Here is a 26,865-nt window from a genome sequence, read left to right on the forward strand (position 1 = left end):
AAGGGCGCATGGCAGGGCGCTATTTCGATGAGTGGCAGGTCGGGGACAAGGTCGCGCACGCGCTGACGCGCACCGTAACCGAAACCGACAACGTCCTGTTCTCGACGCTGACCCACAATCCCCAGCCGCTGCACCTCGACCTTGAGGCGTCGAAGGCGAGCGAGTTCGGGCAGATCCTCGTGAACAGCTGCTTCACTTTCAGCCTAGTGGTCGGCGTATCGGTCGCGGACACCACGCTCGGCACCTTGATTGCCAACCTTGGCTTCGACGAAGTCAAATTCCCAAAGCCAGTGTTCTACGGCGACACCTTGCGCTTCGAGAGCGAGTGCGTCGCGGTGCGCGAGAGCAGTTCGCGGCCGACAGCCGGGATCGTCACCTGGGAGCATCGCGCCACCAACCAGCGCGACGAAATCGTGTGCGTGATGAAACGCACCGCGCTTTTGCAGAAGAAGCCGTGAGCGCCAAGCCGCGCAGCTGGCTGTTCGTCCCCGCGGACAGCGAGAAGAAGATCATGAAGGCGCTCGACAGCGACGCCGACGCAATCATCTTTGACCTGGAAGACAGCGTCGCCCCGGCGATGAAGCCGATCGCGCGCGAACTGCTGAAGAACATCCCGAAACGCTCGGGCGGGCCCTTATGGTGGGTTCGGGTCAATCCGCTTGGGTCGGAGTTTCACAAGGACGACATGGATGTGCTCGGCATCGCCGACATCCACGGCATCGTCCTGCCCAAGGCCGAGAGCGGCGCGGACATCGCCGAGCTTGCCTTCCGCACCGGCAACATCCCGATCCACGCGATCGTGACGGAAACTGCCGCAAGCCTGTTCGGGCTCCTGTCCTACCGTCAGCCGGGATCGCCGCTCGCGGCAATGAGCTGGGGCGCGGAGGATTTGTCTGCGGCGCTCGGCGCCTCGTCCAAATATGACGACAATGGCCAGCTTGCCTTCACCTACAAACTCGCGCGCTCATTGTGCCTTGCCGGCGCAGTCGCCGCCGGTGTCCAGCCGGTCGACGGGGTATTCGCGGATTTTCGCGACGAAGCTGGTCTCCGCGCCGAGGCCGAAGCGGCGCGAGCTGAAGGCTTCACCGGCAAGCTCGCGATTCATCCAGCACAGGTCGGAGTGATCAACGCGGCTTTCACGCCGTCCTCCGACGAGGTGAAGCATGCCGAGGCCGTCGTCGCCGCGTTCGAGGCACAGCCTGACGCCGGAGTGCTTTCGGTCGACGGAAAAATGGTCGATCGCCCACATCTCGTCCAGGCAAGGCGCATACTCGAACGATCACGATAGGAGGTTCCGATGGCCACGACTGCAGACCCGCACGCTGCGAATACTCAGCAGGCCACGAACGGACCGACCAAGGCCAAGGGCTGGGGCAGCGATGCGGCCGATCAGCCGCTCCGCCCGATGGAATTCGAACGCCGCGCGCTTCGCCCGGACGACGTCGCGATCAAGATCACCTATGCCGGCATCTGCCATTCGGACCTTCACACGGTTCGCGGCGACTGGGGCGAGCCCGCCCGCCCGTCCATCCCCGGCCACGAGATCGTCGGCCGCGTGACGGCGATCGGGAGCGAAGTCACGCGTCACCGCGTCGGCGACACGGTCGCGGTCGGCTGCATGGTCGACAGTTGCATGGCATGCGACCAGTGCCTAGCCGGCTGGGAAGTCTTCTGCCGCGAAGGTTGCACGCAAACCTACAACAGCCCCGACCGGCACACCGGCGAGAACACGAAGGGCGGCTACACCGACCATATCGTGGTTCGCGACCATTTCGTGCTGAAGGTCCCGCAAGGGATGGACGAGGCGCGCGTCGCGCCTTTGCTATGCGCGGGCATCACGACCTACTCGCCGCTCCGCCAATATAATGTCGGCACTGGCACGAAGATGGCCATCGTCGGCCTCGGCGGGCTTGGCCATATGGGCGTGAAGCTCGGCGCAGCGCTTGGCGCGCACGTCACCATGGTCACCACCACGCCCAGCAAGGGCGACGACGCACGTGAGCTTGGCGCGCATGACGTGATCATCTCGACCGACGCCAAGCAAATGGACGAAGCGGCGACGCGCTTCGACTTCATTCTCAACACCATCCCGGTAAGTCACGACCTGACCCCGTACCTTCATCTGCTCGGGCGATCGGGGCGAATGGTGATCGTCGGCGCGCTCAACGAGCTGCCGCCTTTTGCTGGCCGCGACGTGGTGTGGTGGAACCGCGCAGTCGGGGGGTCGGCGATCGGTGGCATTCCGGAAACGCAGGAGATGCTCGATTTCTGCGCCGAGAAAGGGATCTACCCCGACGTCGAATTCATCGAGATGCGCGAGATAAACGAAGCCTATGAGCGCTTACTGAGGAATGACGTCCGCTATCGGTTCGTGGTCGACATGAGCAAGGGATTGTGAGCGAAGCGATCTATCCAATCCCCGAAGGGTTTGGCGGGCGCATCGGTCCTGTCGAGCTGGCGAAGCTCCATGAGTCCGCGCAGAGTGATCGCGACCGCTTCTGGCTCGACCAGGCGCGCCGGCTGACGTGGAACAAGGATCCGACCAAGGCCGGCGACTGGTCGTATGACGAGGCCGATTTCCACATCAACTGGTACGCCGATGGCGAACTGAACCTGTCGGTCAATTGCCTCGACCGCCACCTTGCGGAGCATGGTGACCGAACCGCAATCATCTTCGAGGCGGACGAGCCGGGCGACGGCTATTCGCTCACTTACAAGGAGATGTTCGAAGAAACCTGTCGCTTCGCCAATTTGCTCAAGTCGCGTGGGGTGAAGCGCGGCGACCGGGTGATGATCTACATGCCGATGATCCCCGAAGCGGCGGCGGCAATGCTCGCGTGCGCGCGCATCGGCGCGGTTCATTCGGTCGTGTTCGGCGGTTTCTCACCCGAGAGTCTCCACGGGCGCATCGTCGACTGCGACGCGGTGTGCGTGATCACCGCCGACGAGGGCGTGCGCGGCGGCAAGCCCATCCCGTTGAAACGCAACGTCGACCAGGCGCTCGAGCAGCGCGATGTCGACACTGTCATCGTCGTCACGCGCACCGGTTCTGATGTGCCGATGAAGGACGGGCGCGACATTAGCTATTCAGCAGTTCGCGACAGCCTCTCGACCGAATGCGAGCCGGAAATGATGAATGCGGAGGACCCGCTGTTCATCCTTTACACCTCGGGATCGACCGGAAAGCCGAAAGGCGTCGTGCACACGACCGGCGGCTATTCGGTGTGGGCCGCGACAACCTTCGATTGGATCTTCGATTACCGGCCGGACGACATCTTCTGGTGCACCGCCGACGTCGGCTGGATTACCGGCCATAGCTACGTCGTCTACGGCCCGCTCGCCAATTGCGCGACGAGCGTCATGTTCGACGGCGTTCCGAATTATCCTGACTTCGGCCGCTTTTGGGAAACCATCGACCGCCTCGGCGTCACCCTCTTCTACACCGCGCCGACCGCGATCCGGGCGCTCGAGCGCGAGGGCGACGAGTGGGTGACGCGTCATTCGCGCAAATCCCTGCGCCTGCTCGGCACGGTGGGCGAGCCAATCAATCCGAACGCATGGGAATGGTATTGGCGCATCGTTGGCGACGGGCGCTGCCCGATCGTCGACACCTGGTGGCAGACTGAAACTGGCGCCGCACTCATCTCACCGGTCCCGGGCGCGGTTCCCGCCAAACCGGGTTCGGCGACAAAACCGCTTCCCGGAATCCAGGTCGAGCTGGTCGATAGCGAGGGCCGAACCCTTGACGGCGCGGTCAGCGGCAACCTCTGCCTAACCGCCTCATGGCCCGGCCAAATGCGTACTGTTTGGGGCGACCATAAGCGCTTCTTCGAGACCTACTTCACCACTTATCGCGGGAAATATTTCACCGGCGACGGCTGTCGCCGCGACGATGACGGCTATTATTGGATCACCGGCCGTGTCGACGACGTGATCAACGTATCCGGCCACCGCGTCGGCTCCGCCGAGGTCGAAAGCTCGCTCGTGTCGCATCCGAAGGTTGCCGAGGCCGCGGTCGTCGGTTTCCCCCACGATATCAAGGGTCAGGGAATTTATGCCTTTGTCACATTGAACGCAGGTGAGGAAGGGGATGACTCACTTCGCAAGGAACTGAACCAGGAAGTCCGCAATGACATCGGCGCGCTCGCCGCGCCGGAGAAAATCCAGTTCACGCCCGCGTTACCAAAGACGAGGTCAGGAAAAATCATGCGCCGCATTTTGAGAAAGATTGCCGAAGGGGCGACTGAAGGCTTCGGGGACACCTCGACACTTGCTGATCCCAGCGTCGTGGCTGCCTTGCTTGCGGGGCGGCAATGAGGATCACCGCAGCATCTGCAATCTTGCTGCTGTGCGCTGCAACCTCGGCGTCGGCGGACAAGCCGCGGCTCGACATGCTCGCCTTCTTCACCGGCAAGACCCACGCCGACAATGTGATGAAGGTCGTGCTGAAGAAGCCTGTGTCCCTGATCGTGGACAGCGTCGGCGGCAAGGGCGACCGCGGCGACTTCGTGCTGATCGACACGGTGCGCGAAGGCGACAAGCCCGTTCGCCAGCGCAAGTGGATCATGCGGCAGGCCGGCCCCAACCATTTCACCGGAACGCTGACCGACGCGACCGGGCCGGTCGACATCCAGATCGACGGCGACACGGCGATGATCCGCTATGTGATGAAAGGTGGCCTCAACATCCAGCAACAGCTGAAGCTGTCAGCCGACGGCAAGAGCCTCAGCAATCAGGTCGTTGCGAAGAAGGTCGGCCTGAAGTTCGCGCGCGTCGAAGGCACGGTGCGCAAAGTCGACTAGCCGGACGCGGCGATGAACTGCTTCTGGAAGTTCTTGAGATCGGCGACCGGAATGTCGGACACGGCCGAATAACGTAAGCCGTCCTTGTTCCATTCCTCGATCGCAAAACCGTCCTTCTGGAACGATCGTGGCGCGCCTTTGTCACCGGGCCAAACGTACAGGTTCACGACGTGAAGTCGGCGATGATAGACGATCGCCGCAACCGTTTTGCCATCGATGGAATCTAGTCGTCCACCGGCAAGCGGATAGCCGACGCTGGCGAGTTCGGGGACCGGCGGCGCGAAGTCGATCCGCCCGTTGAACCACGGCTTCACGATATGCTGGTTGGTCGTCTGGACGTCGGTCAAATGGCCCGGCTGGAGCGAGCGTACGTGGCTCGACACCAGCTCCTGCTCCACCACCGACTGCGAGCCGTTGGGAAGAATCGCGACCATCGCCAGCGACGCCGCCAGCGCGCCAGCAAGGCCCGGTCCAAGCCAGCCCGCGACGCTGTTTTGGTTGGCCGGCTTGAAGTTAAGTTCGGGTAGTGCCGAAATGCGCGAGCGTAGCGCCTTCGGCGCCTCATGGCGGACGCCTTCGCCGCGCGCGAGGCTGCGCACGGCATGGAGCCGCTCAAGCTCCTCGCGGCAGCCCTCGCAACGCAACACATGCGCCTCGGTCATCGCGGTGTTCGCGGCGTCGAGCTCGCCGTCGACAAGCCCGCCCAGCAGCAATTCCTGGTCCGCGCAGGCCTTCGTCATTTAGCACTCCTTGTCTGCTCGGCGTGCCTTGCCGCCGGCAGTAATTCCTTGGCCAGCATGGCCCGGCCCCGCGCGAGGCGGGACATCACAGTACCGATCGGAACGCCGGTCACTTCGGCGATTTCGGCGTAGCTAAGATCTTCGAGGTCCCGAAGCACAACGGCTTCCCGGAATGGCTCCGGGATGGCTTCGATCGCGGAGCGGACGAGCAAAGCCTCGTCCGCCTGGATCGCGCTGTCCTCCGGGTTTGCGGCCCCGTCCGGATGCTCGTTCAGCTGCCTCACGCTCTCTTCGTCGAGACTGCTTTCGTGCACGACCAGCGCGAGCGAGCCGCGCTGGCCGGACAGGGCCGTGCTCGCGCAATTGCGGACGATCATGAACAGCCAGGCGCGCGGCGAGCCGCCGCGAAACTGGTCGAACGCCCGATAGGCGCGAAGCACCGCATCCTGCACGACATCCTCAGCGAGCGTCGCATCGCGCGTCAGGTAGCGCGCGAGATTGTAGGCGCCGTCGAGGTGCGGCAGCACCAGCTGCCGGAATTGCGGCGCATGGTCACCGCCGGGCGCGGGATTGCCCGTGGCGGCCATGCGTCGCCGCGTGGAGAGGGAGGGGGCAAATTTCTTCACGTGGTGGGTTGCGAGCCTGCCTTACGCCTTGACGACGATCTTGCCCGTCATGTGCGGGTGCAGCGAACAGAAATAGCTGAATTGGCCTGGCTTGGCGAAAGTGAATGAAAAGCGGTCATCGGTGTCCAATACCTTCGATTTGAAGGCGCCATTGGTTGCAACCACCGTGTGCGGAATATCGTCGCCGTTGACCCAGGTCACGGTCGTCCCCGCCTTTATGGTCACTAGCGGGGTGTTGAACGAGAAATTGTCGATCCGGACCACGGTCGCAGCGGGAGCGACGGCCGCGTGCGTGGCGACCGAAACCGTGGTCATCATCAGCCCGCCGGTGACCAGTGCGGCCGCCTGGAGGGACAGGATCTTGAAAGCGCGGTTCATGACTTCTCCTTGGAAAATTACGCGAGCGTGGAATCGATCAGCGCGATCCGCTCGCTGCCGCGAACGAAGACTGCGTCGGTGATTCCAAGCATCGAATGAAGCTGCTCGGTCGAGACCTTGAGCGGCCCCGGCGAAGGCGCCGTGCCCGGCGCCGGTTGCGGGAAAGCGGTCGAGCGCGCGGTGTGGAAGGCCACTTTGCCTTCGACCTTCTGCGTGATCTGGTGGATGTGGCCGTTGAGTACGGTCACCGATCCGAAGCGGGCGAGAAGCTTCATCGCCTCGGTCGCATCGTCGGTGCCCCAGCCCCAGTCGGCATAGACGGTCCACAGCGGAATATGCGCGAACACGACAATCGGCGTCGACGAATGCCGGCCGGCGAGGTCGGCCTTCAGCCACTTCAGCTGCTCTGCGCCGAGATTTCCCATGCCGCCCGGCTTCAAGTCGGCGACGTTGACCAGCGCGATGAAATGAACGCCGCGATGGTCGAAGCTGTACCAGCCGTCGCCCTTCGCGCCCTTGCCAAAGCGATTGAGGAACGCCTTGCCGCCGTCCGGATCGAGCATGTCGTGTTCGCCCGGCACGAAAAACACCGGAAGGCCGGCTTCCTTCAGTATCTGGTCCGCGTCGTCGAACTCGTCGTCGCGCGAAAGTTGCGAAACGTCGCCGGTGTGGATGATGAAATCGGGCTGTTGGGGCAGCGCTTTGACCTTGGCAACGGCTTCGCGAAAGGTCGCGCGGGCGTCGGCGTTTGGCGGCTTGTTGAAGCCGATGTGGCTGTCGCTCAGCTGGACGAAGGTAAAGGGCTGCGTTGGCGCCGTCTTGAGCGGCGCGGCCAGCGCACTGTCCAGCCCGACTGAAGTCGCAACCCCGCCGCCCAGTGCAAACAAGGCACCCGTTCCGGCCCAGGCCATGCATTTGAGAAAACCGCGGCGGTCGTCATCCACATCGTCGAGCATCGATCGTCCTTTTCGCTAGGGCTCGATGCGGAGACTAGGCGGCGGCGGGCTTTATTCCCGGCCACGAAGATTAATTTGAAAAGGGTGGCGCTTGCACTGCGCGAGGGCGGGGCTATCCCTCCCACCAAGGGGGGAAACATGGCGACTGCGCAGGATCAGAAAAAATCTTGGTCGATGGCTCGGGTCGTCATCGCCTCTTCCGCCGGTACCGCTTTCGAATGGTACGATTTCTTCATCTTCGGAAGCCTGGCGCCGGTCATCTCCAAGGTCTTCTTCGCCGGGCTTGACCCAACGCCCGCGCTGATCGCCGCGCTGGCCTTGTTCGCGGTCGGCTTCGCATTTCGTCCGCTCGGTGCCCTGATCTTCGGCGTCGTCGGCGACCGCTTGGGTCGCAAGGGCGCGTTTCTGATCACGGTGACCATGATGGGCGCCGCAACTTTCCTGATCGGTCTGTTGCCAACCTATGCCCAATCGGGATCGCTAGGTCCGATCCTGCTCATCTTCCTCCGCATCCTTCAGGGCATCGCGCTGGGCGGAGAATATGGCGGCGCGGCGATCTACGTCGCCGAGCACGCACCCAACAACAAGCGCGGCGCAGCGACCGGCTGGATTCAGTCATCGGCCTCGTTCGGCCTGCTCGCCGCCTTGTTGGTGATTGTCGCGACGCGCACCTCCGTCGGGGAGGACGTATTCCTGGACTGGGGCTGGCGCATTCCGTTCCTCGTCTCCGCGGTGCTGCTCGCGATTTCCGTTTGGATGCGCGCCAAACTTGCCGAGAGCCCGCACTTCGCAAAGCTCAAGGAAGAAGACGATTTATCGCGCAAGCCGCTGCGCGAGGCATTCGGGACGAAAAAGAACATCCGCCGCGTGCTGGTCGCATTCTTCGGAATCATGTGCGCGCAGGGTGCCGTCTGGTATTTCACCTTCTTCTACATCCAAGTCTTCTTGGAGCGCTCGCTCGGCTTGCCGAGCCAGACCAAGGACTTGCTGCTGATCGTTATGACGGTCGTGAGTGCGCCACTGTATGTTTACTTTGGCTGGCTCAGCGATCGCGTTGGCAGGAAGCCCGTCATGGTCGGCGGAATGCTGCTTGCGCTGGTCATGTATTTCCCTGCATCCCACTGGATCGCGGGCGCAGCCAACCCGGCCCTGGTCTATGCGCAGACCTCGACGCCCGTATTCGTCGCGACCGATCCGAACACCTGCTCGGTGCAGTTCGACCCTGTCGGCACAGCCAAGTTCGTCAGCGCGTGCGACATCGCCAAGAGCATCCTCGTCACGCGCGGTATCTCGTTCCAGACGCGCACGTCGACCAGCGGCAACACGGGCGTGGTGATCGGGACCGAGACCGTGCCGATCAAGGGCGGCGAAGGCCTGAACAGCGCCGACCTGAAAGCGCTCAAAGCCAAGGCCGCCGACGCAATCAATGCCGAGCTCCAGCTCGCCGGCTATCCCAAGAGCGCCGACCCGGCTCACTCGAGCATGACGATATTAATCATCCTGCTGCTGATGTTCGTCGTCGCCGCCACCGCCGTTTACGGCCCGCAGGCTGCGGCGCTGGTCGAGATGTTCCCGACGCGCGTGCGCTACACCGCCATGTCCTTCCCCTATCATGTCGGCACGGGGTGGGTTGGCGGCTTCCTGCCGGTCACCAGCTTCGCGCTCGTCGCGATCACCGGGAATATCTACGAAGGGCTGTGGTACTCGGTCGTCTTCACTGGCATCTCGGTCGTCGTCTCGGTGCTGTTCCTCAAGGAAACCGCGGGCCGCCGCCTCGAAGAGGTCTAGAGCCTCACGGGCACCAGTGAATATCGATCGGCTGCTCGGCTTCGGCGAGCACGCGGCCGATCGGCAACTTCGAGCTGTGCCCGTCGGCGATCGCGCTCTCTAATATGTCGCGCTTTTCCTGGCCGGTGATGGTGATCAGGAGCGTGCGCGCCGACAGGATCGCGGCACGAGTCAGCGTAACACGCGCGACCGGCGCTTCCGCCGGAAGCGGGTCCGGCATGACCCCGATCGCGCGGCGCGCCTTGGGTGCGTCGAGGGCGGCCTCGAGGTCGGGTCCGCTGAAGATCGAAGCGGTGTGGCCGTCGGCGCCCATGCCCAGCCACACGAGGTCTGGCGGCCACGACAAGTCCTGAAGACGCGCGTCGGCCGAACCGCCGGCGAGCTTGTAGTCGGCAATCTCGGTCGCAATCGGGATCACGCGAGCTCCTGCCGGTAGGAAAGCGCGCGCGATCTCGCGTACGTTAGAAAGCTCGCTATCCATCGGGGCGAGCCGATCATCGGTTGGGATGATCGTGACCTTCTTCCATGGCAGCTGCTGCTTGGCGAGCTTGGCATAGATCGCCGGGCCGGTCTTGCCGCCGGGTATTGCAATCAGTGAGGCGTTGCGCGCGTCGACCGCGCTGTCGACGATGAAGCCGACGTCGCCGGCCACTGCGTCTGCCAGCTCATCCAGCGAATCATATTCCCACCATTCGACTTCGATCATGCTTGTTCTTCTTGTCCTCTTATCGCGGCGCCGGTTGCGCATAGCCGAACCAGCCGGCGACCGGATGGCCTGCACGATTCAGCGCTGGCCGGAAGCGCAGGCGGTCGTGCGCGACGTTGCACATCGTCGTATCGATCGCGGCGACGCCGGTGCCGCGGTCGACGGTGCATTCGCTGACATAACCGCGCGCGTCCACCCGTAATCTTAGGAATATGGTCGCACCACGCGGCCAGCGATCAAGCATGTCGCGCGGGAAGTCGCGGCCGCGCAGCACCGGCGTCGCGAGATGGGGCGGGTTGGCGACACCATTGTCTCCGCCTCCCCCCGTACCGCTGCCGCCGGCGCCGCTGCCAGTACCCGTGCCAGCGCCGCCCGTACCCGTACCGGGCCCGCGCACGTCGGATGCGCCCTGCGTCGGCGCTGTGCCTTGCCGCGGCGTTTCGGCCGCGGGGATCTTCTGCACCGGCGGCGTGACGATCTTCGGCTTGGGAGCGACCACCGGTGTCGCCTCGCTTTTGATGTTCTTGGGCGCCGATCCGCCCTCCTTCTCCTTAGACTTGGGCTGCTGCTTCTGCTGCTGCGGCGGTGGTGGCGGAGGCGGAGGCGGCGTTCCAATGTCGAACACGCGCAGCACCTCTTCCGGCTCTGGCAAGGGCAGCGCACCGGAAATGTTGAGCAGCGCGAACAGCAGCGCGACATGCACGGCAATCACCGCGGCGGTGGCGGCGCCCTTGTCGCGATTATTGAGGTCGGTCCGGTAGGCCACGACCGGTCAACGCCGCTGCCGACGAGCCGGTTGCGAAACGATCAGGTGGCGGCGCTCTTTGGATGTTCACCGGGCCGCTGCGGCAACAGCAGGATCAGCGCGATGATTGCAACCGCCAGCGCGCCCGTGGCAAGTGGCCGGCTAAGCTCCAACCCACCCTTCGCGACGGGCTTGTCGAGGAAGTCGCCGACCGTCGCGCCCAATGGTCGGGTCAGGATGAAGGCGGCCCAGAACAGCAGCACGTGACTGACGCGGCTGGTGAAATAGAGCGCCGCGAGGACCGCCAGCGCCGCGCCGAACAACAGCGCGCCGCCACTGTAGCCGAGTCCAGCATCGGCGACCCAGTCGCCGAGCGCGGTGCCCAGTGTTTGCGAGAAGGTGATCGTCAGCCAGTAAAAGGCCTCCGCTTTGGGCGTCACGATCGTGTTGACGTCGACCGTGCCCAAGGTCCGGTACCATGCGAACAGCGATCCGAGCACGCAGGCTAGCAGGAGCAGCGACCCGCCCGGGTAGCCGATGCCAAGCGAGCGCGTGCAGAAGTCGGCAAGCGTCGTGCCGCAAGTCGTCGAGGCAACGATCGTCGCCCAATATAGCCACGGGCTAAAGCGCCTCGCCTTGATCTGTGCCCACACGAGCACGATCAGGGCGACGCCGAACAGGGCGGTGCCGACCAGATAGCCGTTGAGCCCGCCGGCGCCCGCATTGGGCGTGGTCTCGCCGAGCCAAGTCATGCTGACCGTGTCGCCGCCGGTTTCGCCGAGCGTCGTCGCGAGGATTTTGATGATCCAGAAGCCAAGCGTGATCGCCGGCACCTTGCTCAACGCATGCTCTTCTTCGGTCACCTGAGCCTCAATCCGATCCATAATGTGCGCGGTGTCGCGCGCTCGACTGATCCATCCCCACCTATCCCGGCCATGACAAGCGCATTGGTGAGGTTTTCCCCCCGCGCAACCAGCTGCAGCCGGTTCGAGAGCGGCCATGAGGCGAAGGCGTCGAGAGTCGTTGCGCCCTTCAGCACGTCGCTGTTGAGGTCATCGTCAAATTGCGCGGTCACTCGCCGCAGGACGAGCACCGCACCCTTCCCGCCCGATTGCCAGCTGGTCGACAAGGTGCCGGCGAACCTCGGCGTCTGCGCCGGCCGCAGCCCGTTCAGGAACGACGCGGCGCCGCTGCCTTCCATGCGCGCGTGGGTGAGGCTTGCGCCGGCCGCGAGGGTCCACGGCCCGCGGGTCCACTCGGCCGATGCTTCAACCCCGCGCACCTTCAGCGCGCCGACATTCTGCCGCTGGCTGTAAGCGCCGCCTGCCGCGACAAAGCCAACGCCGGGAAACACCCCCGGGCCATGCCCGAGTGTGACGTTGGCGATTGCATCCTTGAGCCGGTTGGCGAAGGCCGTCGCCGATAGCTTGAGCGGCCCGCGCGCATAATTCACTCCGGCCTCGACTCCCGCGAGCCCCTCGGGCTTCAATGCCGGGTTGGCAGCAGTCGCATCCGCCCCCGCCCGGAACGGCCGAAAGAGCTCGTTCAAGGTCGGCATGCGCCAGCCCAGATAGGCCGCCGAGCGCAGTTCAAAGCCGTCGCCGAGCCGCGCTGACACCCCGCCGCGCGCAGTCGGCAGCCACCCGTCGCGCGGCCCGTCCTGCTCGTCGCGAAGCACCGCTCCGGTCGCGATCTGCCGCTCGAACAAATGCCCGTCGCTGATCCGCCAATGGTCGAGCCGCGCACCGCCCGTCAGCGTAATCGCGCCGAGCTCGCCGGTCGCCTCGGCGAAGGCGCCGCTGGTGATGGTTCGTCCGCCCGCAACGCGCCGCCGGGTCGGCTCCCCCGCCACATATGTGAACAGCTCGCGCGATTCCCCGTCGGTGCGCCGCGCGTCGGCGCCCAGCCGAAGTTCGATCCCGGCGGGCATCGGCGGCCGCAGCTCGACGCTTCCGCCGAGCCCGTGCGACGGGACCGAATCTTGCAGCGACACGCGACTTGCGCCCGCCCGCCCGGCGCTGACGCTGGCGAAACTGCTCATCAAATTGCGCCATTGCCAGTAGCCGAGCGCGCTCCATTTCCAATCGCCCCGCCCGACCAACCGGAGCGAGGCGTCGGCGCCGTTGGTCCGGTTGGCGCTGAAATCGGTGCCGCGGGTGCGCCAGTCGCGGAAGCCGTCCACGCTGGCCTGAGCCTCAAGATCGTTGCCGATCGGCGCGACCCAGCGGGCGCGGCCGCTCCATTCGCGATAAGGCGCGCGCCGGTCGGCTGACCCGCGCGTATCGCTCGTGATGGGGACGAACCCGTCGCTGCGCTCGAACCGGCCGGAGACGCTCAGCACGCCGCCCGCCGCTTTCAGCGCTAAGCGGCCGCGAGCTTCGATCGAATCCCTGCTTCCGGCGTCGAACTCGCCCGATGTCCCCGCATCCGCGCGGCTCGTCATGTCGATCGTCCCGGCAAGCGCGCCCGGACCATTACCAACGCTTCCACCGCCGCGCACTACCCGCACCTGCTCGAGGTCGGCGGGATCGTAGGCCGGCCAATTTACCCAGCCGCCGAACGGATCGCTTTGCGGGACGCCGTCGAGCACCAGCGGCGCGCGGCTGGAGGCATTTCCACCGAGCGCACGCAACGTGACGCCCTGGCTGGTCGGGTGCCCGCTCCGCGCATCGGACCGGCGGAACAGTTGCAGGCCCGCGACGCCTTTCAGCAACTGGTCGAGCTCGTGGCTGGGTGATTGCTCGATCTGCCGGCGGCCGATGCGTTCCACCTTGTAGACGCGCTCGGCCCTCGTCTCGGGCAGTGCGGTTCCCGTGATTATGATCGCCGCTTCTGGCGGCGCTGTGGGAGGCGCGTCGATCACCGGGACGGACCTATGAGTAGGCTCTCCTAATCGTCGAGTTAAAATCCCGTTTCAGGACAAATGTGCCATGTCGAAAATATAAACGGGGTTAAAATTAGGTTGCTGATCTCCCGTTAAATTGCTCTAAATTGGTCATTCTTCGAGTCCGACTCGATTCACTCCAACCGGGAAGGGGGCGCCCGGGTGAAGGTTGTTGGTTGTTCAAGGGGGGGGCGTTTCAACTGCCTGGGGGGGCGGTTCGCTTCCCGATTCCTATTCAGCGCCGCCGCGGTCCTGACGCCTACGACGGTCGCCGCTCAAGCGGCGAGCGACATCCTTCCGCCGACCCGCGAAGAAGTCACTCGTCCAGTTGAGCCCCCGCCCCAGCCGGGGCCTCCCCGTCTTGAAGTCGAGGGCGGTGTCGAGCGGGCCCCGTGCGCCCTCGACGGGCCCGATTATCAGTCAATTCACCTGACGCTTCGCGACGTGCAGTTCGACGGCCTCAAGGGCCTGACGCGCGAGCAGCTTTCGTCGGCTTACTCGCCCTTTATCGGACGCGATGTTCCGATCGCAGTTGTGTGCGAAATCCGCGACCGCGCGGCGACGATCCTGCGCAATGCCGGTTATATCGCCGCCGTCCAGGTGCCCGAGCAGCGCATTGCCGACGGCAATGTCCGCTTCCAGGTACTGATGGCGCATCTAACGTCGGTGCGTGTGCGCGGCGATGCGACCGGCGCCGAATCCGTCATCGCGGGCTACCTAAACCAGCTCACCAAGCAGCCGGTGTTCAACCGCTATGATGCCGAGCGCTATCTACTGCTCGCGAGCGACCTTCCAGGCTACAACGTCCGCCTGACCCTGCGGCCCGCGGGCACCGTTCCCGGCGACGTGATCGGCGACGTCACCGTGCAGCGCACGCCGGCTTACGCCGACTTCAATGTCCAGAATGGCGGATCCAAGGCGCTCGGGCGTTGGGGCGGCCTGGTTCGCGGCCAGATCTACGGCCTTACCGGGCTCGGCGACCGCACGATGCTGTCCGTATTCAGCACCTCCGATTTTCACGAGCAGCAAACGGTACAGGTCGGCCACGACTTCCATGTCGGCCCCAGCGGGCTCAGCATTTCCGACAGTTTCACATACGCCTGGGCCAAGCCGACAGTCCCCAACGCAAGCGTTCTTGCACGCACGCTCCTGAACACGTTCGAGGTTGGCTATCCGTTCATGCGCCGCCAGGCTTTGTCCCTGCGCGGCTCGGTCGGCATGGACTATGTCAATCAGGACGTCCGGCTGAACCATACGCTCGATCTGTCACGCGATCGGTTGCGTGTCGGCTTTCTTCGCCTCGGCTTCGACACGCAGAAGACCGACTTCACCACCGCCGGCTACTCGCAAGCAGAGCCGCCGTGGCGCGCGACCGCCCTGTTTGAGCTTCGCCAGGGACTGAATATTTTCGGGGCGACCGATTGCGGACCCGGCTTCGCCGATTGCACGGGCGTTGGCAACGTGGGACCGAGCCGGCTTGAGGGCCGATTCAATGCAACGGTCTTTCGCTACACGATGTACGGCGAAGCGCGCCCCATACCGAAGCTGACGCTGGCGCTTGGCATCCGCGCCCAATATGCGTGGAAGCCGCTGCCGAGCTTCGAGGAATTTTCGGCGGGCAACTACACCGCGGGCCGCGGCTACGATCCCGGCGCACTGCTCGGCGACATGGGCTTCGGCAGCCAGGCGGAAATCCGCTACGGCAGCAAAATCCCGGCCAGCGCCCGTCGCCCGGCGATCGAGGGCTATGCATTCTGGGACCACGCGCTGGTCCGCAACCGCGACGTCCTGACCGTCGTCGCCGGCTCAGAACATCTCAATTCCGTCGGCGGCGGCGCGCGCGTCAACTTCGACCGCTTCGCGCTCGATGCGTCGGTTGCCGTTCCGCTCACCCGGGTCGGTATCGACGACAAGCGCCCCGACCCGCGCTTCCTCCTCTCGCTTACCACTCGGCTTTGGCCATGGAGTTATCGATGAAACCGACCGTTCGCCGCGCGCATCGCGTGAACAGCAAGTTGCTCATCTCGTGCGCATCGCTCGCCATCGCCGCCGTCACCATGGCGCCACAAAAGGCGCGCGCGGACGCGTTCAACGGCAGCTTCACGCCCACGCCTGACGCAACGCGGTCGAACACGGGCACGGGTACGGAAACAATCACCGTCAACAGCTCGGCGACGACGCTCAACTGGACCGCGACCGACAATAACTTCCTGCCCAATGGGAACACCGCGACCTTCACCAGCAACGTCGGCGTCACCGACTACACCGTGCTGAACAAGGTCACGCCGGCCGACGGCTCAAACCCGATCCAGCTCAACGGCCATGTGATCTCGACGCTTGAGGGCAACTCCTCCGCAATTGGCGGTAACGTCTGGTTCTACGCGCCGAGCGGAATAGTCGTCGGCTCGGGCGCGGTGTTCGATGTCGGCGGACTGCTGCTGACTTCGCTAACGCCCAACCTCATCAGCAATAGCGCCAACGGGTTTAACGCTTCCTTCTCCAAGCAGACCGGTGACGGCGGCCCGATCACCATGGGCGGCCAGGTCAACGCGCTTCAGCAGAACAGTTATGTCGCGCTGGTTGCGCCGCGCGTCGTTCAGAGCGGTACCGTTAAGGTGGACGGGTCTGCGGCTTATGTCGCTGCCGAAAGCCTGACGATGACGATGAATCAGGGATTGTTCGACATCCAGGTCGATCTCGGCGGTGGCACGGACGATGATCAGGGTGTGGTGCACAGCGGGTCCACAACCGGTGGCGACGACGCAAGCCTCAGCGACAATCACAAGATCTACATGGTCGCAGTACCCAAGAACCAGGCGCTGACGATGTTGCTCGGTGGGACCGCCGGGTTCGACGCAGGCGTCGCGGGCTATGAGAACGGCCAGATCGTCCTCACGACCGGCTACAATCTTCACGACCTCGAAGGCGACCTCAATTACAGCTATAATTCGAGCGTCGACGATGCGGGATCGATGCAGATCGATCCTGGCACCTACCTGTCCGACCTCGTCGCCATTTCCAACGGCTCGATCTACGTCGGTGCCGACGATGGCGGCATCGATTTCAAGGGCGATGTCACGCTTAACAGCATCGATCCGTGGGATGGCGGAAGCATCACCCTCAATGCCAGCAACGGCAACACGCTGAACGTCGACGGCGATGTCACGATGTACAGCCAAAACACCTGGTATCAGCCTGACGTTCAGCTGAAGGTCGCAACCGATGTCGGCGCGTCGATCACGATCGGCGGCAACCTCGACATGAAAGCGCAATTCTATCCTGGTTACGGCGGCAGTGCGCAGATCGACGCTTACGGCGGCACGATTTCCGTCGGCGGCGACACCATCGTCAACATGGACGGCATCGACGATCCCGAAAACGGCTACGGTGACGAACGGCGCGGCGGCACGATCAACATCAGCGCGTCCGACGCAGACGGGAACCAAGGGTCCTTCACGACCGGAGACCTGACGCTTTCGGCCAATGCGGTCGCGCACGACAACAGCGGATCGGAAGATTGGCAGCTGGTCGACGCGCTTGGCGGCGTAATCGACATGAACCCGAGCCAGGGCGGTGAGATCACCGTCAACGGCAATCTCGACGCCAGCGCGAACGCGACTGGCGGCCAGCAACTGGCGCTGGAGCAGGGACCCGGCGGCGAAGGCCGTGCCGGCGAGATTCACATCGGCGCCCCCGGAGGGACACTGACGATCGATGGCACTGTGACCGCCAACGCGAATGGCACCGGCGGCGCAGCCACGGCCGGTGTCGACGGCGGCGCGGGTTACGGCGGAATCGTTGACGTCTATTCGGCCGGAAGCGGCGTCGTCAGCATCGGCGGCAATATATTGCTCTCGGCCAACGGTGTCGGCGGAACCGGCCAGAATGGCGGCGCCGGCGCCGGCGGACACGCGGGCGTCGGCTCGACCGGCGGATCGGTTACGCTGGGCGGCGACACCTATGCCGGAGCCGAAGGAACCGGCGGAAACGCGACTGCCGGCTTCGGTGGCGCAGGCGGCGCAGGCATCGGCGGCGTCGCCTATATCGAGGCCGATTCCAGCGAGGGTGGAACAGCGGGCTCGATCACCGGATCGACCGCAACCATCAGCAGCAATGCCCATGGCGGCAGCGGCGGCCAAGGCGATGGCGATACGATCGGCGCCGGCTCCGGCGGATCGGCGACCGGCGGCCAGTTTGAAGGTTTCGACACCGGCGGCTCGTTCGCTCTTGCGGATATCAACGGCGGTTATCTTTCGCTGACCGTGGTCAACCTTACGTCGACCGCCCTCGGCGGCGTCGGGGGCGTTGGCGGCACGGGCCAAGTTGGCGGCAACGGCGGCGATGCGCTCGGCGGACACGTCGAGGCCGGGACCTGGAACTCCCTTGCCCCTGGCGCCCCGATCGACACTTCCGGTTCGGCGCAATTCACCGACGTTTCGGCCAACGCGAGCGCGACCGGCGGCGATGGCGGCGCGGGCGACGGTGCTAGCGAAGGCAATGGCGGCAACGGCACCGGCGGTGCCGCGCTATTCGTCGCGGAAGGCGATACCCAAGCGACCACCGTGACGCTCAACGCCGACGGTAGCGGCGGCGACGGAGCGACCGGCGGGGACGGCTTCGGTGGCAGCGGCGACGCGGGCGGCACCCTTCTGCTGGTTGATGACAATGCGAACATGACCGTCACCGGCGACATCAACCTGAGCTCGGTCGGGTACGGTGGGGACAGCACCACCGATGACGCCGGTGACGGCTACGGCGGCGATTCCGCCATCGTTGTGAACGCGGGCGGTCGTCTCGACGGCGGGATGGATCTCGACGACGAGATCATCCCCTCGGGCGAAATCTTCATCGACAATCGCGGCAAGGGCGGGGCCGGTTGGAACGGCACGCTGGCGGGCAGCGGCGGGGACGGCGAGGGCGGCAACAGCACCGTCATCGTCGATGGCTCGCTCGCAGCCGGCAACTTCACAGTGCTTAGCCGCGGCGTCGGGGGCGGAGGCGGGACCGCGAGCGCTGGCACCGGCGGCTCGGGCGGCTCAGGTCACGGCGGCAACAACGTCATCACTGTCGGCGATAATGGCTTGATGGACGTGTTCGCGTTCACCGCTTTCGCCAATGCTCAAGGCGGCAATGGCGGCTCGGGAACCGCGGGCAGTGGAATTGGCGGATTCGCCGAGGGCGGCACTAACATCGTTACGATCGATGGAACGGCCAACGCTGTCGGCTGCGACGACTGCGGCCCTGACGACGCAATCTTGGGCTTCGTGGCCACGGCTTATGCCCAGGGCGGCAATGGCCAGGATGGCGGTTCTGCTCAAGGCGGCAGCTCGTCGATCACCGTGAATGGATCGCTCACCAGCGGCACACTTCTTCAGGCGAGCGGCCGCGGCACGGGCGGCACCGGAGCGGATTACGGCGGCGGAGCCAATGGCGGCACCGCCTCGATCACGATCAACGGCGACGTTTCCGCAGGATCTGTCGTGGTCGCAACGGATGCTACTGGCGGCAATGCGACTAACTATGACGGCGGCACGGCTCACAGCGGAGCCGCGACCCTTGCGCTTCAGTCTGGTTCGTTGACCGCCGACAACGTCAGCGTCCAAACCATGGCAACCGGAGGCAATTCGACCACCGGCAATGGCGGCGACGCGTACGGATCTCGCCCGTCCGAACTGGAGGGCTTCGTCCCGGGCGGCGCCACCTTTAATACGATCGCCGGGATCGCCACCCTCGGAGGCACCCTCACCTTGGATGCCCACGCCCAGGGCGGAACGGGTTCCACGGGCGGTTACGGGGAGGGCGGCGCGGTCAGTCTCTCCGTCGGCGCCGGCTCGACCTTGAGCGTGACGGGTGAATCGGACCTCTTCGCAACTGGTGGCGGCGGACAGGGTTCCTTTAATGAGTCAGGAACCGGCGGCGTTGGCGGAGATGGCCAGGGCGGGTCGGTAAACGTCGATATCCATGGCGATGCGACGACGGGTGATTTCACCATGCGGTCCAGCGGATTTGGCGGCAACGGCGGCGATGGCGTCGATGGCGGCTCCGGCGGCACTGGCGCCGCGGGAAGTTCGACCGTCACCATCTATTCGGGCGGCACGCTCGATTCGGCCAATATTCTCATCCGCGCCCTGGGATTCGGGGGTAATGGCGGCGACGGAACCACCGGCGTTGGCGGAGATGGCGGCGATGCGTTCGGAGGTGAAACCCACCTTAACGTGAATGCCGGAGGTTCGCTTACGGCTACGAGCTATACGGGGGTGGCGCACGCCCTCAACGGCTTTGATACGCTGAACGACGAAGAGTTCGGCGGCAATGGCGGCTCCGGGGAGGCTGGATCCGGCGCCGGTGGCAACGCCGAGTCGGGCATGACGACTGGGGCAATCGATGGCACGGTAACGGTCGACGACTTTTTCCACATTTCGGCTTTCGCCCAGGGCGGCGATGGCAGCAGCGGCGGCGACGCCACCGCGGGCTCCGCTTCGCTCACCGTCAATGGAAGCCTGACCGCGGGCGGCCGAGTACAATCCTCGGCCCAGGCACTCGGAGGAATTGGCGAGAATTACGGCGGCAACGGTCTCGCCGGCACGGCCTCGATCACGGTCAACGGCACGCTTCATTCAGGCATGATGTACGTCGGCACCAACGCCACCGGCGGCAATGCCACCAATTATGACGGCGGCACCGCGTTCTCCGGCTTGTCGACCGTGACGCTGAACAGCGGCGGGTCAATCCAGGTCGACGACTGGACGACCATCTCGGCCAACGCGACCGGCGGCAATTCGACGAACGGGACCGGTGGCACGGGCTACGGCTTCGTCTTCTGCGACTGCGAATTTGCGGGAGACACGGGCGCGGTCTTCACCGCGACCGGCGGTACCGCCATGATCGGCGGCGAATTCGAGGTCCTCTCGACGGCGACGGGCGGCAATGGCGGCGACGGCGGTTATGCGCTTGGCGGCTATGCAGAGCTCAGCGCGTTTGGCCCAAGCTCGATCGCCGCGAACGGCACCACGACGGTCAGCACTGACGCGACTGGCGGCAACGGCGCCGTGAACGGCGCCGGTGGCGACGCCTATGGCGGTCAATCGAATATCTTCGTGGGCGGAGGAGCGATCGATATGACCGGCACCGTGTCCGCCAACGCCACGGGCGGGACCGGCGGCAACGGCGGCAATGCCAACGGCGGCGACGTGCTCGTGACCATGGGCGATGCCGGCGGATCGCTGACCTTCGGCGGCGCCACCACCCTCACGGCCGATGGCCAGGGTGGCAACGCTCTCGATCAGGACGGCGAAATCGCTGGCGGAATCGGTGGCGACGGCTGGGGCGGAACGGTTCAGCTCTCGACCAACGACACGCTCCTCGAGGCCAGCACGGCAAATCTTAGCCTCGGCAACCTCACCATGGAGGTCTTTGGGGTCGGCGGCGACGGTGGCGACGGAACGACGGGTGGCAATGCCGGCGACGGCCACGGCGGCGATTCCTATCTGAGCATCGGTGCAGTCGAGGCCTCGGGCGGCTCGGTGTTCAATTATGCGAGTGGCCACAGCGGAAGCGGCGGCGCGGGATCGAGCGGCGTTGGCGGCAATGGCGGCTACGCTGAAGGTGGAAACACAGGCCTCACCGTTAGCGGTGCCGGCTCATTCACCGCGACCGCCTATAGCGGAGTCGCAAGTGCGACCGGCGGCGCCGGTGGCAATGGTACCGCGGGGAATGGCAACGGCGGATCCGCGCAGGGCGGCAACAGCAGCGCGACCATCGACGGCGACGCGAGCTTCGGCGGAACGCCGGCGGGTCCGACCGGGCTCGTAATTACGGCATTCGCGCAAAGCGGCGCGGGCACCTCGGCCGGGGATGCGACCGGCGGCAACTCGTCGATTAACGTAAACGGATCGCTCACGGTCAGCGGCCTCGTCCAGGCTACCGGCCGCGCGCAGGGCGGTAACGGTGTCGATTACGGCGGTGACGCCGCAGGCGGCAACGGATCGCTCACCATCAACGGCAGCATGTCGGCCGGTCGGATCCTGATCTCCACGGTCGCAACGAGCGGCTCCGGCGGGATCGACGGCGGCTCGGCTGAAGGCGGCACCAGCAGCTTCCTGGTCGATGGCGGCTCCGCAAGCTTCACCAACAACGCGCAGGTTTTGGCCGACGCCTTGGCGAACGACGGCGGCACCGGCACCGGCGGCAACGCGAGCGCGGGCGAGGCTTCCGTTGAAGTCCGCGCGGGCGGAAGCCTGACCGGCGGCGACCTTACCCTTACGGCCGACGCGGTTGGCGGTGATGGCACCTACGCCGGCAGCGGCTACGCCGGCGACGTCAGCTTGATCGCCGATTCCTACGATTCCGGGCTGGCGACGACGATGTCCCTCGGCACAGCAATTCTCCGCGCTTCCGGAAATGTCGGGTCGGGTCTTGGCGGCGAGGGTCCTCCGGTCGGTGCCGGAAACTCGATCACCGTACGCGCCAGTGGCGCATCCATGTCGGCCGACATCATGTCGCTATATGCCGGCGGCGCGACCGACGGCGGCGATATTGCGCTCATCGCTGCTTACGGCTCGGACAGCCAGGCGGCCTCGTTCGATTTCGGCGGAACCTATGGGTCAGCCGACGGCGGCACCAACGGCGGCACCTTGAGCGTCAGCGTTGGATACGGGATGACCGCGGATCTCGGCGAAGCCGAATTGACCGCAACCGGCGCCGACGGTTTCGTCAGCATCAACGCCGGCGATTGCGATTGCGCAGGAACCATTTCCGCGGACTCGCTCAGCGTGGTCTCGGGCGGCGACTTTGCGATCGGAAGCGTGTCGGTTGATGGCGAAGCGTCCTTCACTGCCGCGGAAGGCGCCAATTTCTACGGAACGGTATCTGCACCGACGATCACCGTAACCTCTCGCGACATCAACATTTTCGACGGGGCTCGCGTGGGCGTCTGGGGCGTCACGGACGACCTAACCTTCAACGCCATCAGCGACGGCGATCCGGTGCTGATTGGTGGGTTCGAAGGCGAAGTCCCGAGCGGCTATCACTTCGACGAAGACGGCGACATCAGCGCGACGAACATCACGTTCAACGCGGTCGCCGGCGATTGCGAGTGCACGCCCGATTTCATCATCGGGAATGTGAACATCGACGGCTCGGGAAGCGAAGATCCGGGCGTCAGTCATGTGACGCTGAACACCGACGGATCGATCTACGTCGCGGGCATTGTCGACTTTCAAGATGCCGGCGCAACCGACAGCCTGACGCTTACCGCGGGCGATTCGATCCAGGTCAACACTGACTTCGGCGGCATTTCGATCACCGATTCCTCGGAAGCCTATGCTGGAACGCTCGAAATGACCGCCCACGACATCTGGGTCGCCGACCAGTCAATCCTCGACCAGCTCGCTGAAGATCCGAACTTCGACGGGCTCGCCGATGCGCTGGCGACCAACAACGGCACGTCGCTGCCCGAAGGTTACATTCGCGCGGGCGAAGTCGATGTGACGATGTTGGGCAGCAGCTTCCTGGTGCAGAACAGCGGCACCGAGAGTAACACCGGAGGCATCAGCGTCGGCAGCGGCGGCCTCTCCATCACCAACCTCGGTGAGGACGATGCCAACGTTATCGCCTACGGCCGCCAGGTGAAGGCCAACGGGACGGTCGTCTCGGGCGACGATTTCGCGGAAAATTCGGTCGAAGTATCGGGCAGCTTCACGACCAGCTCGACGATCAACGGCTGCCCGGTCGGTACCTGCACGACCCCGCCGCCTCCGCCTCCGCCTCCGCCGCCGCCTCCGCCGCCTCCGCCGCCTCCGCCGCCGCCGCCACCGCCGCCGCCGCCGCCACCACCACCGCCGCCGGACGTTCCGCCGGCCGTGGGCGGGGTCGAAAGCATCCTCGGGCCGATCGGCGACATGACGAGCCCGCTCGACCTTGGCGTGAGCGATCCGGCCGAGCCGAACATGGATCAGGGAAGCAGCGACGACAGCGACAGCGACGACAGCGACTCTGACGACAAGGGTGACGAAAAGACCAACGTCGATGCCACGCTGGGCATCATCAACACCGGCCCTGTGAACATCGAAGCGCCGGTCGATGAGCCGATCACCAGCGGCGGCGACGGTGGGCCCGGGTTCTGATGGGCCCGAATTGATGGGAGAGTGACATGGCCAAATCAGTCCTGACTCTCGCGGCAGCAGCCTGCTGCATCGCGGTCACGGCTTCGGCCCCTGCGGCGCCCCTAAGCGTCCGCGACAGTTTCCGCATCGGGAACAGCGGCACCAGCTTCTGCTCCGCGCAAAGCGTGGCCACCGACAAGGCGCTGAACGACATGTTCGACGCCGGCTATTCGATCACCTGCCGCGACGCGTCGCTGCCCGTGGGCAGGATGTACAAGCTGCGCGACGTTGCGAGCGCGCCCGGCCGGCTGGCAGCTGCACGCGCTGACCAGGTCACCTGCTCTGCCCCGTCGTCAGCCAACATTCCCGACCTCGGCCAAGTCGAAGCGATCGACTGCAAGATGAAGGACGCGGACGTCGCCTATCGGGTCTACCAGTTCCGCAAGGGCAAGTTGTTCTACGCGTCAGAAGGCCTCGCGGGTTACGACAGCGCTCTTCAGCTCGGGCTGCGCAGCATCGTCGCCGATCAGCCCGCAAAGGGTGAAATCTCGATCGCGACGACTGGCGCCGGTGACCCGGCGGCTTTTGCCCGCGTGCAGGCTGGCACACTCGATCCGGCCAAAGCGCTCGCGGAGGCCTATCGCCGCAACAATGCGGGAAGCTACGCCGAGGCTGCGGAGTTCTTCGCGGCTGTCAGCAACGCCGGTGATGTCGCGACCCTGAGCCGGGCGGAAGGCTTGGCCAACGAAGCGCTGCAGAAGTCGAATCTCGGCCGCTATGCGGAGGCCGATTCGCTTTTCGCTCGTGCCTCCGAACAGGTTGGCGCCGACCCGATCGTCGCCCGCCGGCTGCGCAATTACCGCGCTATTCATGAGCTGAACCAGGGCGATTCAAAGGGTGCCCTCGCCGAGCTCGACAGGCCGCTTCCCAAAGCCGTTCGCGATGCCGAGCGCGGGAACGGTACTGGGGGGCTTCAGATCGACGCATCGACCGCCAAGCGCCTCAACGCCGACTCCAAGATCGGCCAACAGCTCGGCCAACAGTCGGACGAGTTGCTTCCGGCCGAGAAAGCCGAAATCCTCGACGGCCAGGCGCTCCAGTTGCGCGGCACGTCGCTGCGCCTGAACGGCGATCTCGCAGGGGCAACGGACGCGCTTCGCCGCGCCGACGCCAAGCTCGAGGCGGTTCGCGGCGGCAAGGTCGCGTCGATCTTGTGGATGCGCGCCCAAATCATGGGCGACCTCGCGGCCATCGCCGAAGACCAGAAGAATATGGCCGAGGCGGACCGCCTCTATCGCCAGGGCGTCGCACTCCTCGACGTGAACTATCCAGGTTCCGCCGCGCTGCTGAACGCCAAGGCGCGCCTCGCGGGCTATCTCGCGCGGACCGGCCAGCTTGCCACCGCGGAAGCGATGTTCCGCGATATCGTCCATTCGCAGCCCGACACGAGCAATTTGCCTCCGAGCTTCGCGCACGTTTTGCGGCCCTACGTCGACCTGCTTCTGAAGAAGACCGGCGACGCCGCTGCTACGGAAGAGATCTTTGCCGCGTCCCAGCTGATGGTGCGGCCAGGCCTTGCCCAGACCCAGGCGGTGCTCGCCCGTGAATTGACCGGCGGCACCGACGAAGCCGCGCGACTGTTCCGCCAGTCAGTCACCCTAACCCGGCAGATCGAGCGCGCTCGCATCGAGCTTGCCCGCTATGACGATCTGGCCAAGCCAACGCCGGAGGAAATGGTTCGCGCCCGGACGCTTCGCGCTTCGCTAAGCCAGACCCAAAAGGAGCAGCTTGCGACCCAATCGGCGCTCGGAAGTTTCCCGCGATATCGGGCCGTTTCGAGCGAAGTCATCACGCTTCCCGAACTTCAGAAATCACTGCGCTCGGGTGAAGCTTATTACCGCATGACGATGGTCGGCGATCACATGTACGCGATGATGATCACGCCGACGAGCGCCCGTGCGGCGAAGCTCGACATGACCTCGGCCCAACTTGGTGAACAGGTCGATGCGCTTCGCGAGACCATCTCCACGGTCGAGAACGGCCAGCGCACAACTTACCCGTTCGACGTCGCTCTGTCGCACCAGATCTATGGGGAACTGTTCGCGCCCTTTGCCGCGGATCTGCCGTCAGTGACGCACCTGATCTTCGAGCCGGACGGCGCGATGCTTCGCCTGCCCGCGAACCTGTTGGTGGCGGACCAAGCATCGGTCGACACCTACACGAAGCGCGCGGCGGCCGGCGGCGACGCCGAGTTCGACTTCCGCGGGATCAGCTGGTTCGGCCGTGATCGCGACATTTCGACCGCAGTTTCGCCGCGCTCGTTTGCCCAGCTGCGCAGCGCGCCGCCGTCAGCCGGCCGCAAGGAATATCTCGGCCTTGGCGAGAACACCCCGCCAACTGCGGCCGCCCAGGTCGTTCCCGCGGCGGCCGACCGCGATTGCATGCTTCCGATGTCATCCTGGGCCAATCCGATCTCGCCCAAGGAACTGCAGGTCGCGAGCAGCATCCTGGCAGCTTACGATCCCAACGGCGTCCAGATCCTGACCAAGGATAATTTCACCGACACGGGCCTCGAGGCACGCACCGATCTTAGCGATTATCGCATCATCCATTTCGCCACGCACGGGGTTGTGACGGCTCGCGCTCCGAAATGCGCCGCGCAGCCGGCGCTGCTAACCAGCTTCGGCGGCGAGGGGTCCGATGGGTTGCTGACCTTCCGCGAGATTTTCGATCTCCACCTCGATGCTGATCTGGTGATCCTGTCGGCCTGCGACACCGCCGGAAAGGCGAGTGCTGCAGCGACCCAGCAAGCAGGCCTCGCGACCGGCGGCGATGTTGCGCTCGACGGCTTGGTTCGCGCTTTCGTGGGGGCGGGCGGACGATTGGTGCTCGCCAGCCATTGGCCGGTCCCGGACGATTTTAACGCGACTCAGCGGCTAATGACGGGGTTGTTCTCCGCGCCGCCTGGAACGCCGACCGTGACGGCGCTCAGGCTATCGCAGCGCCAATTGATGGACGATCCGAATACATCGCACCCATTCTACTGGTCGGCTTTTGCGGCCGTGGGTGACGGAGAGATTCCAGTGATCCGCACGAAGCAGGTGATTGCCGCCGCTCACTAGAGCCGCAGCGGATTC

General features: G+C 65.0%; 17 protein-coding genes. 9 read left to right on the top strand and 8 right to left on the bottom strand.

The genetic code is table 11. From position 1 onward, the window contains the following. The first annotated feature begins 8 nt into the window (after window positions 1–8). The 5 genes from AC4K8G_RS05820 to AC4K8G_RS05840 are packed head-to-tail and all read left to right on the top strand — an operon-like array spanning window position 9 to window position 4,802. On the top strand, window positions 9–458 hold the full coding sequence (locus AC4K8G_RS05820; RefSeq protein WP_491733220.1) for a MaoC family dehydratase: 450 nt from the start codon (window positions 9–11) through the stop codon (window positions 456–458). Further along, window positions 455–1,288 (top strand): HpcH/HpaI aldolase/citrate lyase family protein, encoded by an 834-nt coding sequence (locus tag AC4K8G_RS05825; protein WP_491733221.1) that lies wholly within the window; start codon window positions 455–457, stop codon window positions 1,286–1,288. Before AC4K8G_RS05820 ends, AC4K8G_RS05825 begins: the two co-directional genes overlap by 4 nt. Before the next feature lie 9 nt (window positions 1,289–1,297). Continuing rightward, window positions 1,298–2,398 carry an NAD(P)-dependent alcohol dehydrogenase gene (locus AC4K8G_RS05830; RefSeq protein WP_491733222.1) on the top strand — a complete coding sequence of 367 codons (1,101 nt, stop codon included), beginning with the start codon at window positions 1,298–1,300 and terminating at the stop codon, window positions 2,396–2,398. Further along, on the top strand, window positions 2,395–4,317 hold the full coding sequence (acs, locus tag AC4K8G_RS05835) for an acetate--CoA ligase (protein WP_491733223.1): 1,923 nt from the start codon (window positions 2,395–2,397) through the stop codon (window positions 4,315–4,317). The genes AC4K8G_RS05830 and acs overlap by 4 nt, the downstream gene beginning before the upstream one ends. Then, a complete protein-coding gene (locus tag AC4K8G_RS05840; protein WP_491733224.1) occupies window positions 4,314–4,802 on the top strand; it encodes a DUF3833 family protein in 489 nt (162 codons plus the stop codon). The genes acs and AC4K8G_RS05840 overlap by 4 nt, the downstream gene beginning before the upstream one ends. Here AC4K8G_RS05840 and AC4K8G_RS05845 read toward each other — a convergent pair. The 4 genes from AC4K8G_RS05845 to AC4K8G_RS05860 are packed head-to-tail and all read right to left on the bottom strand — an operon-like array spanning window position 4,799 to window position 7,502. Continuing rightward, a complete protein-coding gene (locus AC4K8G_RS05845; RefSeq protein ID WP_491733225.1) occupies window positions 4,799–5,542 on the bottom strand; it encodes an anti-sigma factor family protein in 744 nt (247 codons plus the stop codon). The genes AC4K8G_RS05840 and AC4K8G_RS05845 overlap by 4 nt on opposite strands. Then, complete coding sequence (locus tag AC4K8G_RS05850) at window positions 5,539–6,129, bottom strand: sigma-70 family RNA polymerase sigma factor (RefSeq protein WP_491733226.1); 591 nt, start codon at window positions 6,127–6,129, stop codon at window positions 5,539–5,541. The genes AC4K8G_RS05845 and AC4K8G_RS05850 overlap by 4 nt, the downstream gene beginning before the upstream one ends. Before the next feature lie 60 nt (window positions 6,130–6,189). Then, a complete protein-coding gene (locus tag AC4K8G_RS05855; RefSeq protein WP_491733227.1) occupies window positions 6,190–6,546 on the bottom strand; it encodes a cupredoxin domain-containing protein in 357 nt (118 codons plus the stop codon). Between the two features lie 17 nt (window positions 6,547–6,563). Next, on the bottom strand, window positions 6,564–7,502 hold the full coding sequence (locus AC4K8G_RS05860) for a metallophosphoesterase family protein (RefSeq protein WP_491733228.1): 939 nt from the start codon (window positions 7,500–7,502) through the stop codon (window positions 6,564–6,566). A 138-nt stretch (window positions 7,503–7,640) separates the two neighbouring features. Here AC4K8G_RS05860 and AC4K8G_RS05865 point away from each other — a divergent pair, with 138 nt between their 5' ends. Beyond that, window positions 7,641–9,290 carry an MFS transporter gene (locus AC4K8G_RS05865; RefSeq protein WP_491733229.1) on the top strand — a complete coding sequence of 550 codons (1,650 nt, stop codon included), beginning with the start codon at window positions 7,641–7,643 and terminating at the stop codon, window positions 9,288–9,290. A 4-nt stretch (window positions 9,291–9,294) separates the two neighbouring features. Here AC4K8G_RS05865 and AC4K8G_RS05870 read toward each other — a convergent pair whose 3' ends face one another. The 4 genes from AC4K8G_RS05870 to AC4K8G_RS05885 are packed head-to-tail and all read right to left on the bottom strand — an operon-like array spanning window position 9,295 to window position 13,604. Further along, window positions 9,295–9,996: a 6-phosphogluconolactonase gene (locus tag AC4K8G_RS05870; RefSeq protein ID WP_491733230.1), complete on the bottom strand. Its 702-nt coding sequence runs from the start codon at window positions 9,994–9,996 to the stop codon at window positions 9,295–9,297. A gap of 19 nt (window positions 9,997–10,015) precedes the next feature. After that, window positions 10,016–10,762, bottom strand: a complete 747-nt coding sequence (locus tag AC4K8G_RS05875; protein ID WP_491733231.1) for an energy transducer TonB — start codon at window positions 10,760–10,762, stop codon at window positions 10,016–10,018. 41 nt (window positions 10,763–10,803) lie between these two features. Further along, a complete protein-coding gene (locus AC4K8G_RS05880; protein WP_491733232.1) occupies window positions 10,804–11,625 on the bottom strand; it encodes a COG4705 family protein in 822 nt (273 codons plus the stop codon). After that, window positions 11,601–13,604 carry a TonB-dependent receptor plug domain-containing protein gene (locus AC4K8G_RS05885; protein ID WP_491733233.1) on the bottom strand — a complete coding sequence of 668 codons (2,004 nt, stop codon included), beginning with the start codon at window positions 13,602–13,604 and terminating at the stop codon, window positions 11,601–11,603. The genes AC4K8G_RS05880 and AC4K8G_RS05885 overlap by 25 nt, the downstream gene beginning before the upstream one ends. A 465-nt stretch (window positions 13,605–14,069) precedes the next feature. Between AC4K8G_RS05885 and AC4K8G_RS05890 the strand changes: the two genes are divergently transcribed. From AC4K8G_RS05890 to AC4K8G_RS05900, 3 genes are read left to right on the top strand one after another with little or no spacing between them, the layout of a single operon-like run. Then, complete coding sequence (locus AC4K8G_RS05890) at window positions 14,070–15,602, top strand: ShlB/FhaC/HecB family hemolysin secretion/activation protein (protein WP_491733234.1); 1,533 nt, start codon at window positions 14,070–14,072, stop codon at window positions 15,600–15,602. Next, window positions 15,599–23,749: a beta strand repeat-containing protein gene (locus AC4K8G_RS05895; RefSeq protein ID WP_491733235.1), complete on the top strand. Its 8,151-nt coding sequence runs from the start codon at window positions 15,599–15,601 to the stop codon at window positions 23,747–23,749. The genes AC4K8G_RS05890 and AC4K8G_RS05895 overlap by 4 nt, the downstream gene beginning before the upstream one ends. Before the next feature lie 26 nt (window positions 23,750–23,775). Continuing rightward, a complete protein-coding gene (locus AC4K8G_RS05900) occupies window positions 23,776–26,850 on the top strand; it encodes a CHAT domain-containing protein (RefSeq protein ID WP_491733236.1) in 3,075 nt (1,024 codons plus the stop codon). Window positions 26,851–26,865: the final 15 nt, after the last annotated feature.

Source organism: Sphingomonas sp. SP3 (assembly GCF_058514305.1).